Below are 15,023 nucleotides of genomic sequence, written 5' to 3' on the forward strand. Positions count from 1 at the left end.
GTCTCCTCGTCGCTCAGCTCACACGGATCTGCATCAGCTCCTCACCGTCCTCGTCGGTGACGTGGACCGCGCAGGCGAGGCAGGGATCGAAGGAGTGGATCGTGCGCTGGATCTCGATCGGCTGCTTGGCGTCGACCATCTGGTGGCGATCCATCAAGGCCGCTTCGTAGGCACCCGGCTGACCGGAGGGATCACGCGGTCCGGCGTTCCAGGTCGAGGGCACGACCGCCTGATAATTGGCGATCTTGCCGTTCTCGATGACGATCCAATGGGCGAGACCGCCGCGCGGCGCCTCCATGAAGCCGACGCCCTGGCACTTCGACGGCCAGGTCGAGGGTTCCCACTTGTCGGGATTGTGGACGGCGAGATTGCCGGCCTTGATGTTGGCGTTGAGCGTGCCGAGCCAAGCGTCCATCTTGTCGACGATCAGCTTGGTCTCGAGCGTGCGGGCGGCGGTGCGGCCCATCGTCGAGAACATCGCGGTGAGCGGCAGATCGAGCTTCTTCAGCGCCATGCCGGCCAGCGCCTTGGTCTCCTCGTGGCCCTTGGCGTAGAGCATCAGGATGCGGGCGAGCGGCCCGACCTCGACCGCATGGCCGCGCCAACGCGGGGCCTTCAGCCAGGAATATTCCTTCTCGACGTCGAGCTGGGTATAGGGCGGCTTCGGGCCGGTATAGGCGAATTTGGTCTCGCCCTCGTAAGGATGGAGACCCTTGTCCTTGCCGCCGGCGTAGTCGTACCACGAATGGCCGATGAACTCCTGGATCTGGCTGGGATCGTTGAGGTCGACCGGATGGATCTTGGAGAGATCCCGGTTCAGGATCACGCCCGACGGCACCATGAAGGTCGAGGGATCGCCCGACCCCTTCTCGGGGAAGTCGCCGAAGGTCATGAAGTTGCCGAGGCCCTCGCCACGCGCGAACCAGTCCTTGTAGAAGGAGGCGATGGCGAGCGTGTCGGGGACATAGACCTCGTCGACGAAGGCCTTCATCTTGCTGATGATCTGGCGGACGTGTTCGAGACCGAGCACGTTGACCGAGGTCGAGGCCGAGCCGGAGCCGGCGACCGGCGCCGAGGAGATCGGCGACGGCGTGCCGCCGACCAGGAAGTTCGGATGCGGGTTCTTGCCGCCGAAGATCGCATGGAGCTGGGCGACGTCGCGCTGCCAGGCGAGCGCCTCGAGATAATGCGCGACCGCCATCAGGTTCGCTTCCGGCGGCAGCTTGTAAGCCGGGTGGCCCCAATAGCCGTTGGAGAAGATGCCGAGCTGGCCGGCCTCGACGAATTTCGCCAGCCGCTTCTGGGTCTCGGCGAAATAACCGGGCGAGGACTTGGCGTAAGGGCTGATCGACTGCGCCAATTCCGAGGTCGCCTTGGGATCGGCCTTCAGCGCCGAGACCACGTCGACCCAGTCGAGCGCGTGCAGGTGATAGAAGTGCATGACGTGGTCGTGCACATATTGCGCGCCGACCATCAGGTTGCGGATCAACTGCGCGTTCTCGGGGATGACGTAGCCGAGCGCATTCTCCACCGCGCGCACCGAGGCGAGGCCGTGGACGAGCGTGCAGACGCCGCAGATGCGCTGGGCATAGGCCCAGGCGTCGCGCGGGTCACGGCCCTGCAGGATGATCTCGATGCCGCGCACCGACGTCCCCGACGAATAGGCCTTGGTGATGGCGCCGTCGGCGCCGGTTTCCGCTTCGATGCGAAGGTGACCCTCGATGCGGGTGATGGGGTCGACGACGACACGCTCCGTCATGGGTCGTGCTCCGGTTCAAGGGTCCCCGGCGTCTCGTTCGACGGACGGCCATGGGGACGGAAGAAGGGTCGGGCGGGAAATCCCGCCCGAGACGGGAACTCAGACGCCGCGCCGGGCCAGGAACGCGCCGGTCTGACCGCGCGACAGGAACACCAGGAAGGCGTGGAACAGCTTGCCGAAGGGCAGCCAGATCAGGAGCACGGCGATCGACAGGATGTGGATCGCCAGCAGCGTCTCGTAGCGGGCGCCGACATGGCCGACGGCGGCGAGGCCGGTCAGCACGGGCGCGATGGTGACGACCCAGGTGAAGTAGTCGTCGAAGGTCGAGATGAAGCGTTGCACCGGGCTGGTGATGCGCTTCACCAGCGCCGCGATCAGCGAGAGCGCGGTGATCGCGCCGACGGCGTAGATCACGCCCGACGGCAGCGCCGGCCAGGAGAGCCCGGTCAGATTCTTGATGAAGAGGATGTGCGGCCGGAAGCCGAACACCACGATCGCCAGACCGACGTGGAACACCCAGCCGTTGAAGAAGGCGAAGCGCTCGGCGGTGGCGAAGGTCGGATGCGGCAGCATCCGCCGGCCGATCTCGCGCAGGCCCGCCCAGAACGGACCGGGCGTGCCGAGACGCGGGATGGTGCGATCCACCGGCTTGCCGAGGAACAGGAGGGCGAACAGGCGCCACAGGACGCCGAACACCAGGACGGCCATCGCGACGTTGATCGCCGGGCCACGGGCGAAATCCAAGAGATCCATGATCCTCACCCCTTGTTCAACGACGACTTGCGATGACGGGCGACGGCGGCGGCGGCGAGACCGGCGACCGCACCGGCGATCGCGGCGCCACCCACCAGTTTGGCGGTCGGGCCGACCGAGCCGGAGAGCGGCACGTAGAAGCCGCCCTTGTCCCAGAAATCGGGCTCCGAGCAGCCGAGACAGCCGTGACCGGACTGGATCGGGAAGGACACGCCGCCGTTCCACTTGGTCGTGGCGCAGGCGTTGTAGGTGACCGGGCCCTTGCAGCCGACTTCATAGAGACACCAGCCGGCGCGCGCTCCTTCGTCGTCGAAGGATTTGGCGAACTGACCGCGCTCGTAGAACGGACGGCGATAGCAACGGTCGTGGATGTTGTCGCCGAAGAAGGCCTTGGGCCGGCCGAGGTGATCGAGCTCCGGCACTTTGCCGAAGGCGAGCAGATAGGCGATCGTGCCGGTCATCGCTTCCGGGATCGGCGGACAGCCGGGAATGTTGATGATCGGCTTGTCCTTGATGATGTCGGCCACCGAGACCGCGCCGGTCGGATTGGGCTTGGCCTTGGGGATACCGCCGAAGGCCGCGCAGGTGCCGATCGAGATCACCGCGAAGGCGTCCTTGCAGGTCTCTTCGAGGATGGCGAGGTTCGATTGACCGGCGCTCGTCGAATAGATGCCGCCGTCCTTCAGCGGGATCGAGCCGTCGACCGCGACGATGTACTTGCCCTTGTTGGCGGCCATCGCCTCCTTGCGGGCATGTTCGATCCCCTCGCCCGAGGCCGCCATCAGCGTCTCGTGGTAGTCGAGCGAGATGAAGTCGAAGATCAGGTCCTCGAGCGTCGGCGAATAGGAGCGCGTGATGCTCTCGGTGCAGCCGGTGCACTCCTGGAAGGAGAGCCAGATCACCGACTGACGCCGGGCCTTGGCGAGCTCCGCCGCCATCGACCGCGAGACCTCCGGCGCGAGCGCCATCAGCGATCCCAGATAGGAGGCGTATTTGACGAAGGCGCGGCGCGAGATGCCGTGTTCGGCCAGTCGTTCGCCGAGTGTCGCGAATTCAGCCACGGGGTGTTTCCTCCTCGTCTGCGAGAGGGGCGGTGACGGCCTCGGCGAGGCGCCGGGCGGCGCGGGCGACGTCGTCGGGATGGGCATGTAGAATTTCGGGAACGAAGGTGATCGCGATCTCCTCCAGCGCGACCTCGTCGCCGAGGCCGAGATGGCGGATCCACCAGACGCCGGAGAAGCCGGTCTCGCGCACTTCGGAGCGGCCGGCGACCTCGAGATCGCAGCGCACCTCCCCCTCCCCCAACAACTCGCCGAGACGGGCGAGATCGTCGGGCGAAAGCGGCAGGCTCTTCAGGTCGATCGTCGTCTCCTCCCCCGTCTCGGCGAGACGGGCGAGCGCGGTGGCGATCTCCGAGAGAACGGCGAGGGCGAGCGGAGTCGCCTCCCCGGTCATGGGTGAAACGGAGTTCATGCGCGTCCTCCCCAGCGCTCGATCAGCGCCGTGACTTGGGCCCGGGCCTCGGGCACGGCGGCGGCGACGGTCGGCTGGGGCTCGGCCCCGAGCGTCAGGTCGCCGGCTTGGATCGCGACGAGCGCGCGACGGCCGGGTTTGGCGCCGATCAGCTCGGCGGTGAGAATGAGGTCGGAGACGGCGATCTCGTGCGGCGTCGACCGCTTGACCCGCAGCAGCGCGTCCATCTCGTCGCCCTCGAACAGGCGCACCTCGCCGAGCGTGCCGCCGAAGTCGGCCGCGTCGACCAGGATCACCGACGGGGTGTTCTCGATCAGCGGCAGCAACGCGAGGCCGATCGTGCCGCCGTCGTGATAGGTGACGGATCCCTCCGCCCCGGCGGACGCGACCTCGCTCGTCGAGGCCTCCGCCAATTCGCGCACCACCAGCACGCCGACGCCGTCGTCGGTGAGCAGCGTGTTGCCGACACCGAGGACGACGATTTCGGAAGACGCGGATGTCGAGGTCATGGGATCACCGAGGGCTCGAAGCGACCGTCTGAGACATGCGTACTTTATGAAATTCTAATTCGTCGCACGCTTTGATCCGGATCAACACGATACCTGTCCGAGGACGATTTTCTCAAGTCCGATGACGAATTTCTCGAGGAATTTCACGGACTTGGATCGTGCTGCGAGTGCGAGCGCATGCTGCACCGCGAAGGCGTCGAGACATACGCCTCCTCGCGCGGACCCGCGCCGTGCGGGTCCGCGTTCAGCGAGCATGGATGCGTCGTCGAAGGTTCAGCCGGCGCAGCCGGCGAACCCGTCCGCGGCCATCTTGGCCTCGTATTTGTCGGAGACGGCCGCGCCCGGCGTCAGCGTCGGCTTGACCGCGTCCCAGCCTTCCGGCTCGAGCTCGATCATCCAGCCCTTCACATAAGGGTCTTCGTTGGCGAGCGTCGGGGTGGCGACGAGAGCGTCGTTGACCGCGAGCACGTTGCCGCCGACGGCGGACTTCGCCGGGCCGACCCACTTGCCGCTCTCCACCGTCGCGCAGGACTTGCCCGCCGCGATCGGCTTGCCGACCTTCTTCGGCGTGAAGGCGACGAGCTTGCCGGCCAGCGCCACGGCGACCTGGGTCATGCCGATCTGCACCTTGCCGCCGTCGAGTTCACGGTACCAGGTGTGGCTTTCGACGTCGTAGAGGAGATCGTCGGGAAGGTTGCATCCACGCACCACGGGCATTTTTCGTTTCCTCTCAGAAGGATGACATCGGACGCGAGAGGCGCGGGGCCCTGCCCCACGCCCGTCTCGTCAGTAGGTGAGTACGCGAAGGTCGTCGTCTTCCATGATCTTCTCGAGCATGTAGGCGGCGCCGACCACGCCGGAGCACTCGGGAATGAGGTCGTCGGCGGTCATCTCGAAGAGATCGAGGTTCGGCGAGCACGACTTGAACACGACCCCGGCGCCGTGGGCGTCCTTGATGAAGTCGTAGACCGACTTCGGGCTGCCCGGCTTCACCACCAGCTTCTCGGCCTCGCCCTTCTTCAGGAGGATGCCGGAGGCGGCGGTCATGATCACTTCGACCTCGTAGTCCATCGCCGCGGCGACCGTCGCCTGGAACAGCGGAGCACCCAGCTCCTGACCGTTGCGGGGATCGGTGTTCGACATGACGATCAAGAGTTTGCTGGCCACGTGACGTCTCCCGTCGAGGTTCGCGCGGAGTGCCTCCCGGCCCCCGCGTCGGGGCTCTACATTATGATATTCTAATGTTAAGTCCGGATTCGCTGTTGGTCGTCCGTCTTTTTCCTCTGCGACAAAACAATCGGGTGGAAGGCTGCTTTCCACCTCACGAGATGGAAAGTGGCTTTCCGGTCGCGGCCGCTTCGACCACCTCGGCGAAATCGCCGGCGCCCGCCGAAAGCGCGCCGACGCGCGCCTCGGCGAAGAAGCGCTCGATCCGCTCGCCGATCTCCGCGACCGGCGCCCCGCGCAGCACCGCCTCGAGGTCGAGGATGGTGCGCGGCGGGGTCACGAAGAAGTCGCCGGTGATCAGGACCTCGCGGATCCGGTCGTCGGAGGCCCCTTCCCGGCGCACCCAGGCCTCGATCGTCCCGCCCGCGCCGTGCTTGGCGGCGTGACCGGCCTCGACGGGGGGAGAATCGATCTCGGCGACGAAGTCGTCGGTCCCGATCTCCTCGTCATGGGCATGGGCGGCGAGCTCCTCCTCGCGCGCGGTGATCGCGCCCCATTCGGTGGCGATGCCGAGCCGTTCGGCGAGCCCCTCGAGGAGGGCCGCGCGGACCGCCTCGGTCGACGGCGTGGCCGGCCCGAGGAGCGTCTTCAGCGTGGTGACGCGGGCGCCGGCGTCGTCGAGCGCGCGCTTGGCGAGCTTCGCCTCGGGCACGTTCAGCGCCGCCAACATGCGTACGGGATCCATGTCGACGAGGATCGTCGCCTGATAGAACAGCGTGTCGCCGTCGAAGAAGCCGCCGGTGCCGGAGATCTTGCGACCTTCGACCTCGATGTCGTTGCGCGGCCGATAGCGGGCGGGCACGCCGAGTTTCGTCAGGCCGAGGGCGATCGATTCGCACACGCCCCGCGCCACATCGGCGAGGGTCGGAAGGTCGAGGCTCCGGCGATGGAACACGAGTTCCAGCCCGAACTGGCCTTCGTCCATATAGAGCGTGCCGCCGCCGGTGATGCGCCGGACCGTCTCGACGCCGTTCTGGCGACACCAGTCGAGCCGGATCTCGCGCGACAACGACTGATGCCGCCCGACCAGCGCCGAGGGCGAGAAGGTCAGGAAGCGGATCGTGTCGGGGATCTCGCCCGCCTTGTGCGCCTCGATCAGAGCCTGATCGAAGGCGATGTTGGCGCGGCCGCCGCGAACCCCGGTGTCGATGACGCGAAAGACCGGACCCATCTCAGGCATCCACCTTGGGCAGGTTCAGCTGACGGCGGATCTTGGCGCGATCGCGCTTGTTCGGCTGAAACGGGAAGCTGGCGATGTCGGAGACCGGGCTGTCGCCATAGGGCCGGTCGCAGGCCGAGACGTCCTCGGCGACCTTGCCCGGGCAACCGGAGGTGCGGAAGGCCGTGCCCGCCTCGATCACCGTCTCGAGCTCGGCGCGCGGCAGGCCGAAATCGGCGACACGTCCATGATTGTCGAACCGCATCTGGTCGACGCGAAGGCCGCGATAATCGATGAGGTAACGGCCGAGCTGAACCCGGCGCCACTGGTCGCGCGGGGTCGCCGGCAGATGGTCCATCAGCGAGCCCTTCTCGGGGAAGAAGGAGAACATGTGGCTGTGGCCGCCGATGTCCTTGACCCGCTGGACCATCGCCAGCATCTCCGCCTCGGTCTCGCCCATGCCGGCGATCAGATGCACGCCGATCTTCTCGGGGCCGAAGATGTCGGCGGCGTGGCCCATCACCTCCCAATAGCGCTCCCAGCGATGCGGCCCGTCGACGGTCTTGCCGCGCGTGCGCTCGAAGATGTCCGGGGTGGCCGCGTCGAAGGCGACGGTGAACATGTCGGCGCCGAGATCCTTGAGGCGCTGCACGTCGGCGCGCTCCATCGTGGTCGGGTTCGACAGGATCGAGACGGGGATGTCCGACGGATCGATCCGATCGGTCCAGGTCTTCAGGACCGTCGGCGTGTCCGCATCCGAGTCGGGATGGGTGATCATCGAGATGCACATGCGGTGGAAGCTGGTCTTGGGACCTTGGCGCTTCACGATGTCGACGATCTCGGTCATCGGCACCGCCGGCCAGTCGACGCGGATGAAGTTGCGGTCGGCATAGTCGCGGTCCGCCTCCCGGTGCCGGGCGAGGCCGCAATAGGCGCAGTTGGCGCGGCAGCCTTCCGGGTAGGTGAGCAGGAGATTGAGGCAATGGGTGCAGGAGCAGCGATACATCTTGCCGCCCATCAGCCCGAGCGAGATCGCGGCCGCCGTCGACACCTGGACGTAGTCGGGCGAACGCATGTTCGGCGTCTGGATGTTGTCGTTCGGCAGATAGACGCCACGCGGCGCCACGTCACCGGCCTTCACTCGCGCGCCGTTCTTGGCCGAGGCGGGAACGACGGCGGGCGCGCGCGGCGCCATCGCGTCGAAGGGGTTGAAGTCGGGGGCGCCGGCGGTGGTGGGCCGGGTGGTCCCGTGGGTTTCCAGGCAGCTCATGCGGCTACTCCCGAATGTGGCGCCGCCTCGAGGGGCGCGGTCCAATAGTCGTCGTAGGCGATCCAGGCGCGCTGGAGATCGGCGGGCGTCGCCCGATGGCGGGCGCAGGCCGCGACGATCGCCTCGCGGCGGGCGACCGCACGGGTGAGCGCGGGGGCGAAGAGATCCTCGATCTCCTCGGCGTAGTCCTCGAGCGCGGCTCTCTCCCCGGCGATGCGCGCGGCTGCCGCCTCGCCCGCCATCCGGCCGGAGATCACGGCGGAGGCGATGCCGGCGCCGGTGATCGGATTGGTGAGGCCGCAGGCGTCGCCCGCCAGGATCACCTCGCGGCCGCCGAGCCGTCCCGACGGCGCCAGCAGGCCACCGGCCGGGATCAGCCCGCCGGTGATCGCCAGCACGTCCCAGCCGATCCGCCCCTCGCGCACCAACGTCGCTTGGAGCCCTTCGAGCAGGACCCGCAGGAAGCCGCGCGCCGGCGCGTCGACGCCGAGGCCGAGATTGGCGACGGACCCCTTCGGAAAGAGCCAGCCGTAGCCGCCGGGCATGGTGGCGGAGAGAAAGATGTCGGTGGCGTCGTGGGGCTCGAGCAGCGGCACGGTGATCTGGCGGGTGTGCGAGACCACCCGATTGACCGAGCCGATGGCCCGGCCGACCGCCGAGCGCGGACCGTCGGCGCCGACGATCACCCTCGCCTCGATCCGCGATCCGTCGGAGAGCGTCACGCCGGAGGCGTCGACCCGAGCGACGGGAGCGGAAAAGCGACATTCGGCCCCCGCCTCGCGCGCCGCCTCGACCAGCCCAGCGTCGAACCGCGCCCGATCGATGATCCAGCCGGGCAGCGCGTCGCGTCGCGGGCCGTCGCCTTCCGTGTAGGTCTCCATCGCCGCGATCGGCTGAACCGCGAAACGCCCGAGCGCCTCCACTTCGGAGCCGAGCGACAGCGGCACGAATTCCGCGCATTGCACCGGCTCGCCGGGCCGGACGCGCTTGTCGAGGCCGATCACGCGGGCGCCGGCCCGCGCGGCGGCCCGCGCCGCCGACGCTCCCGCCGGGCCGAGCCCGACCACGACCACGTCGCAAGCCTCGAGCGCCGCCCCGGTCATGCCGCGCAGGGGGCGATCCGCCCCCTCCCCTCGATCAGACCGTCGCGGGTCTCCTTCATGGAGCAGCAGGCCATCTGTTGCGTGTGCGGCCGGCCGATCATCCGCGCCACCTCGACCGCGCCTTCCGCCGGGAAGGCGATGCCGTCGAGGCCGGCCATGACGGCATAGGCATCGGTCACGCGCTTGTGCATGCCGGCCGGCCGCGCGCAGCCGAGCAGCACGTCGCGATCGGCCACGCGGGCGCGGCCTTCCAGGAAGATGCGCCCCACCTCGGCCGTATCCGGCGTCTCGAAAGTGCCGGGCGCGGCGTAGAACGGCATGATCACCACGAAGACCAGCGAATGGACCGGGTGACGCGCCACCATGTCGAGCGCCCGCGCCTCGCCGAGAATGCGGCCGTAATGGAGCCCGACGACGATGTGGGGGACGACCTCCATCCCCGTCTCGGTCAGCGCCGCCAGCGTCTCCTCGAAATCCTCCACCCGCCGGTCGAGATGGTAGACCTGCGCGATCGTCTCTTGCGCCCCGATCACGTCCATCATCACCGTGTCGACGCCGGCCGCCTCCATGGCGCGGGCGCGGACGCGGTCGATGAGGGCGGAATGGATCGCGATCTTCAGATGGGGAAAGTCACGCTTCAGCCCCTCGATGACGGGATAGAAGCGCTCGTAGCGGATCTCGTTGCGCTTGTCGGAACCGCCGGAGAGCAGGAAGCCGGAGAGCCCGCGGAGCGCGATCATGTCGCGGACGCGCCGGTCGAACTCCTCCGGCCTGAGCGCCGGAATCATCGGCTTCAGGATCTCGGTGCGGCAATGGTCGCAGTTCAGCGCGCAGGCCGAGCCGGTGATCGAGAAGGCCGGGAACGTCCCCTTGGAACAGCCCGAGAGCTCGCTCGTCTCATATTCCTTGAAGGTGGGCGTGGAGAAACGGATCGGCCCACGCTGGGACCGGCCCGCCGCCGCCCGTTCCATCTCGGCGAGCAGGGCGGCATCGAAGACGGCATCCTCGAGCGGCTCGATCGCGGCGATCGCTTCCGACCAACCCATCCGACGCTCTCCCTCGCTTCGTTTCGAGTCTCACATGCGAAACTTCTGATATTTCGATCGAGGTAACTCCCATTCACCGTCCGACGCAATCGGGATGAACCCTGAAACCATGCGGCAAGTTGGCCGATCGCGCAATTTGCGTTTCTAATCGGTTCACATTTTCTTCAGCCGGCCCGGATCGCGCCCGCGATGGTCCGAATCTCGTCTCGAATCGGCCCTTCGCTCGGCAAATCGACCAAGGTGGTCGTCCATGCGGGATCGCGGTCCTCCTCCTCGACCAGGTCGCAGTCGAGCGCCGCGAGCCGGGCGCGCGAGACCTCCGGCAGGGTCCCCGGCAACGGGAATCCGGCGAGAACGCCCCACAATCCGGCCCAATACCGCGCCAGCGTCCAGGGATTGTAGCCGCCGCCGCCGAGCACGACGGCCCGGGACGCGTGGGCGATGACCTGCGTCACCGCCCGCCACAGCGCGCCGTTGGAGAGTCGCATGCTCGACAGAGGATCGCCCAGGAGCGGATCGGCGCCGCAGGTGACCACGACCGCCTCCGGCTCCAGCCGCTCGAGAATCGGCGCCACGCCCTCGGTGATCAGGAGATCGTATTCGGCGTCGACGATGCCACGTGGGACCGGCGCGTTGCGCGCCCTGCCCTCGCGGCGATCGTCGAGGGCGCCGGTCCCCGGCCAGCGCCCGGCCTCGTGGATCGAGATCGTCCAGACGCGCGGATCGCTCGCGAAGGCATTCTCGACCCCGTCGCCGTGATGGGCGTCGAGATCGACATAGGCGACCCGCTCGAGGCCGCCGTCGAGCAGGCCGAGGATCGCGAAGACCGGGTCGTTGAAGTAGCAGAAGCCCGAGGCCCCGTCGGGCCGGCCGTGATGGGTGCCGCCGGCCGGATGGAACGCGACGCGCCCGTCGAGGGCGAGACGCGCCGCCTCGAACGACCCGCCGACGCTGGTCGAGGCGCGCTCGAACACGCCGGCGAAGAGGGGATTCTCCATCCCCCCGAGCCCGTGCCGGGCCCGGACCTCGGGCGCCACCACCCCGCTCGCATCGGCCGCCGCGAGTGCCGAAACCCAGTCGCGGGTGTGAAACCGCGTCAACAGGTCGCAGTCGGCGACGGGGGACGAATGGACCCGCCCGGCGAGCCAACCGAGGTCGCCGGCGAGGTCCAGAGCGGTCTCGACCCGCGCGATCGCCAGCGGATGATTGCGGCCGTACGCCGCACGACGGTAGACGTCGGAGGCGACGACGACGGCTTCATTGAGGAATTTCATTCGACATTTCAATTGTTCACGTCTTTCCTTCGCGTCTGCGAACACCGCAGTGCAGCGGATTTCCTTCGCAAAACAACAGACTTGCGACGCCGGGGCGGCGGGCCTACCCCTCTTCCATCGCAGCATTCTGATATGCGAATATGCCCTGAAAGACGGCAACGACGCATGATCAGACCGTCAGGAGGCGATGTCCGACGATGAGCGAACAAGACGACAACAAGCCCAAGTCGATGACCATCATCGTGACCAAGGGGTCGCTGGACTGGGCCTACCCGCCCTTCATCCTGGCGACGACCGCGGCGGCGATGGGTGTCGACGTGACTCTCTTCTTCACCTTCTATGGTCTGCCGCTCCTCAAGAAGAAGCTCGACCTGCAGGTGACCACGCTGGGCAACCCGGCGATGGCGATGCCGATGATGGGCACCCACATGGTGATGCCCAATCTGATCGGCATGTTGCCGGGTGTCGACGCCATGGCGTCCAAGATGATGAAGAACATGATCGCCAAGAAGGGCGTGGCCTCGATCGAGGAGCTGCGCGACATGGCGATCGAGTGCGACGTCAAGATGATCGCCTGTCAGATGACGATGGATCTGTTCGAGTTCGACAGGAACGACATGATCGACGGCATCACGCTCGGCGGCGCCGCCACCTACATGGAAAACGCCCTGAAGTCCGACATCAACCTCTACATCTGAGCGCCGGCCGCATGCCGGCGCTCCCCTTCCCCACGACCTCCCACGAAAGGGTTTCGTCATGGCCGATCAGGTCCTCGACGCCAAGGGTCTCAACTGCCCGCTGCCGATCATCAAGACGAAGAAGATGCTCAAGGAGTTGCCGGTCGGCAACACTCTGGAAGTGATTGCCACCGACCCCGGTTCCGTGGCCGACTTCGCCGCCTTCTGCCGTACCACCGGGAACGAAATGGTGGAACAATCGCAGGACGGTGCGGTGTTCAGATTCGTCATTCGCCGCGCGGCGTGAGCGAGATCACGATCTACCGGAAGCGACGGGGACGCGACCGGAAGAGGAATGGAACCACCGACGTCCGACGCGGCTCCACCGCGAGAGGCATTCGGTGGTTCAGCCCTTTCGGGGCGACTGGAATATCGGAGTGTCGACGATCGGCGGGCCGGGGGGTTCGTCGGTCTCGGGGGTCCGGGAGGGGGACGCGAGGCGCTCTTCCACCGGATCCTCGCCCAAGAACAAGCAAGAACGTTCCCGCGCGGGCCACGCGGGTGCGATGGGCGGACCGAAGGTCTCGGGACCGCATTGGGGGATAGTATGACGATCAGGCATCTCGTCGGCGGGGTCTCCGCGCTCGCGCTCGCCGCCACCGCCCTTCTCGGGGCCGGCTCGGCCGCGAACGCCACCGAAGGTTATTTCCAGACCGGCTATGGCACGATCCAGAAGGCGCAGTCGGGCGCCGGCGTCGCCAATCCGGAAGATGCGATGAGCCTTTCGGTCAACCCGGCCGGTCTCGTCTCGATCGGCGATCGCTTCAACGCCGCCTTCACCGTGTTCTCGCCCCAGCGCGACGTCACCGCGAACGGCTTCGGCATGCTCCCGGGCGGCACGACCACCAGCGAGAGCAACTTCTTCCTGATGCCGAACATGGCCTATTCCCGCCAGATCGACGCGCAGTCGGCCTGGGGCGTCGCGGTCTTCGGCAACGGCGGCATGAACACCGATTGGCCGGGCATGGCGCGCGCCTTCGCCGCCTGCGGCGGCGGCACGGGTCTCTTCTGCGGCGGTCAGGCCGGCGTCAACCTCGAGCAGATGTTCGTGTCGGTCGGCTACGCCCGCCGCATGGGCGACTTCTCGGTCGGTGTCGCCCCGGTCTTCGCCATCCAGAAGTTCCGCGCCTCGGGCCTCGCCGCCTTCACCGGCTTCTCCGCCTCGCCGACCAATCTCACCAACAACGGTGACGACTGGTCCTATGGCGCCGGCGTGCGCGCCGGTCTGCAGTGGAACGTCACCCCGGGCGTGCGCTTCGGCCTGTCCGGTCAGACCCCGATCTGGTCGACCAAGTTCGACAGGTATTCGGGCCTCTTCGCCGACGGCGGCAGCTTCGACATTCCCGCCAACGTCACCGCCGGTGTCGCCTGGGACGCCATGCCCGGCGTGACCCTGATGGCCGACTATCGCCACATCTTCTATGCGTCCGTCCCGGCGATCGCCAACACCTCGGCGACCCTCGGCGCGGTTCCGCTCGGCGCCAGCGGCGGCCCCGGCTTCGGCTGGCGCGACGTCGACGTCTTCGCCTTCGCCGCCGCGTGGAAGGTCACCGCGGACGCGACGCTGCGGGTCGGCTATTCGCACAACACCAACCCGGTCCGCTCCCAGGACGCGTTCTTCAACATCTTCGCCCCGGGCATCGTCACCGACCACGTCTCGGCCGGTATGAGCTATCAGCTCAACAAGAACTCCGGCATCGATCTGGCCGTGGCCTATGTGCCGCGCGCCCGTCTCGACGGCGTCGACATGTTCGGTCAGCCGATCTCGCTGTCGATGGAGCAGTACGAGGTCTCGCTCGGCTACAGCTACAAGTTCTGATCTCCGAGGGGATCGAACGAAGAAACGGCGCCGGAGCGATCCGGCGCCGTTTTCCGTTTTCCGCCTTCGGTCGCGAGTGCTTGCGACCTCCCGGGCAGGCGAGGGCCGTCTGGATGGCCCCCCCACCGACGCCCCCTCGCCTCACGCGGCCGCGCCGGCCCTGAGCGCCGCGACCGCCGCCGCATAGTCGGCCTTCTTGAAGATCGCCGAGCCCGCCACCACCGTGTCGGCGCCGGCCTTCGTCACCGCGCCGATCGTGTCCGGGGCGACGCCGCCGTCGACCTGGAGGCGGATGGCGCGCCCGGAGCGATCGATGCGGGCGCGCACGTCCGCGATCTTGTCGAGCACGTGCGGCAGGAAGGCCTGCCCGCCGAAGCCGGGATTGACCGACATCAGCAGCACCAGATCGACCTGATCGAGCACGCAGTCGAGCGTCGCGACCGGCGTCGCCGGATTGAGCACCACGCCGACCTCGCATCCCTTCTGGCGGATCAGCCGCAGCGAGCGGTCGAGATGTTTCGTCGCCTCGACGTGGATCGAGATCAGATCCGCGCCGGCGTCGGCGAAACTCTCGATCAGCGCGTCGACCGGCTCGACCATCAGATGGGCGTCGATCTTGAGCTTCGTCCAGGGCTTGATCGCCTGGAGCACCATCGGGCCGAAGGTCAGGTTGGGGACGAAGTGATTGTCCATCACGTCGAAATGGATCCAGTCGGCGCCGGCCGCCTCGACGGCGCGGACCTCCTCGCCCAGGCGGGCGAAGTCGGCGGAGAGGATCGACGGAGCGATGACGAGCGGGAGCATGGCGCACCTCTGAAGCGACGGTCGCCGGCGGACCGTGGGGGGAAAGAAATGCCCGGAGAGCGAGAGGCGCGGGCCGACGCGGATCCCTCT

General features: G+C 67.6%; 16 protein-coding genes. 3 read left to right on the forward strand and 13 right to left on the reverse strand.

Translation table 11 applies throughout. The annotated features are described in order from the left end of the window. Positions 1-13: 13 nt before the first annotated feature. The 12 genes from J3S89_RS10185 to J3S89_RS10240 form a co-directional block, all read right to left on the reverse strand. Complete coding sequence (locus J3S89_RS10185; RefSeq protein ID WP_217927406.1) at positions 14-1,759, reverse strand: nickel-dependent hydrogenase large subunit; 1,746 nt, start codon at positions 1,757-1,759, stop codon at positions 14-16. Positions 1,760-1,858: 99 nt separating this feature from the next. Beyond that, complete coding sequence (locus J3S89_RS10190) at positions 1,859-2,512, reverse strand: hypothetical protein (RefSeq protein WP_217927408.1); 654 nt, start codon at positions 2,510-2,512, stop codon at positions 1,859-1,861. A 5-nt stretch (positions 2,513-2,517) separates the two neighbouring features. Continuing rightward, complete coding sequence (locus J3S89_RS10195; protein ID WP_230488961.1) at positions 2,518-3,573, reverse strand: hydrogenase small subunit; 1,056 nt, start codon at positions 3,571-3,573, stop codon at positions 2,518-2,520. Then, positions 3,566-3,985: a hydrogenase expression/formation protein gene (locus J3S89_RS10200; RefSeq protein ID WP_217927410.1), complete on the reverse strand. Its 420-nt coding sequence runs from the start codon at positions 3,983-3,985 to the stop codon at positions 3,566-3,568. Before J3S89_RS10200 ends, J3S89_RS10195 begins: the two co-directional genes overlap by 8 nt. Further along, on the reverse strand, positions 3,982-4,494 hold the full coding sequence (locus J3S89_RS10205; RefSeq protein ID WP_217927411.1) for a hydrogenase maturation protease: 513 nt from the start codon (positions 4,492-4,494) through the stop codon (positions 3,982-3,984). The genes J3S89_RS10200 and J3S89_RS10205 overlap by 4 nt, the downstream gene beginning before the upstream one ends. A gap of 273 nt (positions 4,495-4,767) precedes the next feature. After that, entirely contained in the window at positions 4,768-5,211 is a 444-nt protein-coding gene (locus J3S89_RS10210; protein WP_217927412.1) for a glycine cleavage system protein H, read from the reverse strand. A gap of 69 nt (positions 5,212-5,280) precedes the next feature. Next, positions 5,281-5,661 (reverse strand): DsrE family protein, encoded by a 381-nt coding sequence (locus J3S89_RS10215; protein WP_217927413.1) that lies wholly within the window; start codon positions 5,659-5,661, stop codon positions 5,281-5,283. A 154-nt stretch (positions 5,662-5,815) separates the two neighbouring features. Further along, the gene (locus J3S89_RS10220; RefSeq protein ID WP_217927414.1) at positions 5,816-6,892 is read right to left on the reverse strand and encodes a lipoate--protein ligase family protein; all 1,077 of its coding nucleotides are present in this window, start codon (positions 6,890-6,892) and stop codon (positions 5,816-5,818) included. Between the two features lies 1 nt (position 6,893). Beyond that, positions 6,894-8,150, reverse strand: a complete 1,257-nt coding sequence (locus J3S89_RS10225) for a radical SAM protein (protein ID WP_217927415.1) — start codon at positions 8,148-8,150, stop codon at positions 6,894-6,896. Next, on the reverse strand, positions 8,147-9,253 hold the full coding sequence (locus J3S89_RS10230) for a geranylgeranyl reductase family protein (RefSeq protein WP_217927416.1): 1,107 nt from the start codon (positions 9,251-9,253) through the stop codon (positions 8,147-8,149). The genes J3S89_RS10225 and J3S89_RS10230 overlap by 4 nt, the downstream gene beginning before the upstream one ends. Further along, entirely contained in the window at positions 9,250-10,299 is a 1,050-nt protein-coding gene (locus J3S89_RS10235; protein WP_217927418.1) for a radical SAM protein, read from the reverse strand. Before J3S89_RS10235 ends, J3S89_RS10230 begins: the two co-directional genes overlap by 4 nt. 164 nt (positions 10,300-10,463) lie before the next feature. Beyond that, positions 10,464-11,573 (reverse strand): acetoin utilization protein AcuC, encoded by a 1,110-nt coding sequence (locus J3S89_RS10240; protein ID WP_217927419.1) that lies wholly within the window; start codon positions 11,571-11,573, stop codon positions 10,464-10,466. Between the two features lie 197 nt (positions 11,574-11,770). On the opposite strand from J3S89_RS10240, the gene dsrE2 reads away from it, so the two are divergent. The 3 genes from dsrE2 to J3S89_RS10255 all read left to right on the forward strand — a co-directional run bounded on the left by dsrE2 (position 11,771) and on the right by J3S89_RS10255 (position 14,129). Then, complete coding sequence (dsrE2, locus tag J3S89_RS10245; RefSeq protein ID WP_217927420.1) at positions 11,771-12,271, forward strand: sulfur carrier protein DsrE2; 501 nt, start codon at positions 11,771-11,773, stop codon at positions 12,269-12,271. 58 nt (positions 12,272-12,329) lie between these two features. After that, entirely contained in the window at positions 12,330-12,557 is a 228-nt protein-coding gene (locus J3S89_RS10250) for a sulfurtransferase TusA family protein (protein WP_217927421.1), read from the forward strand. Positions 12,558-12,857: 300 nt separating this feature from the next. Next, entirely contained in the window at positions 12,858-14,129 is a 1,272-nt protein-coding gene (locus J3S89_RS10255) for an OmpP1/FadL family transporter (RefSeq protein ID WP_217927422.1), read from the forward strand. A 141-nt stretch (positions 14,130-14,270) separates the two neighbouring features. Here J3S89_RS10255 and rpe read toward each other — a convergent pair whose 3' ends face one another. Beyond that, positions 14,271-14,933, reverse strand: a complete 663-nt coding sequence (gene rpe / locus J3S89_RS10260; protein WP_217927423.1) for a ribulose-phosphate 3-epimerase — start codon at positions 14,931-14,933, stop codon at positions 14,271-14,273. Positions 14,934-15,023 lie beyond the last annotated feature (90 nt).

Source organism: Pinisolibacter aquiterrae (assembly GCF_019160155.1).
GTDB lineage: Bacteria > Pseudomonadota > Alphaproteobacteria > Rhizobiales > Ancalomicrobiaceae > Pinisolibacter > Pinisolibacter aquiterrae.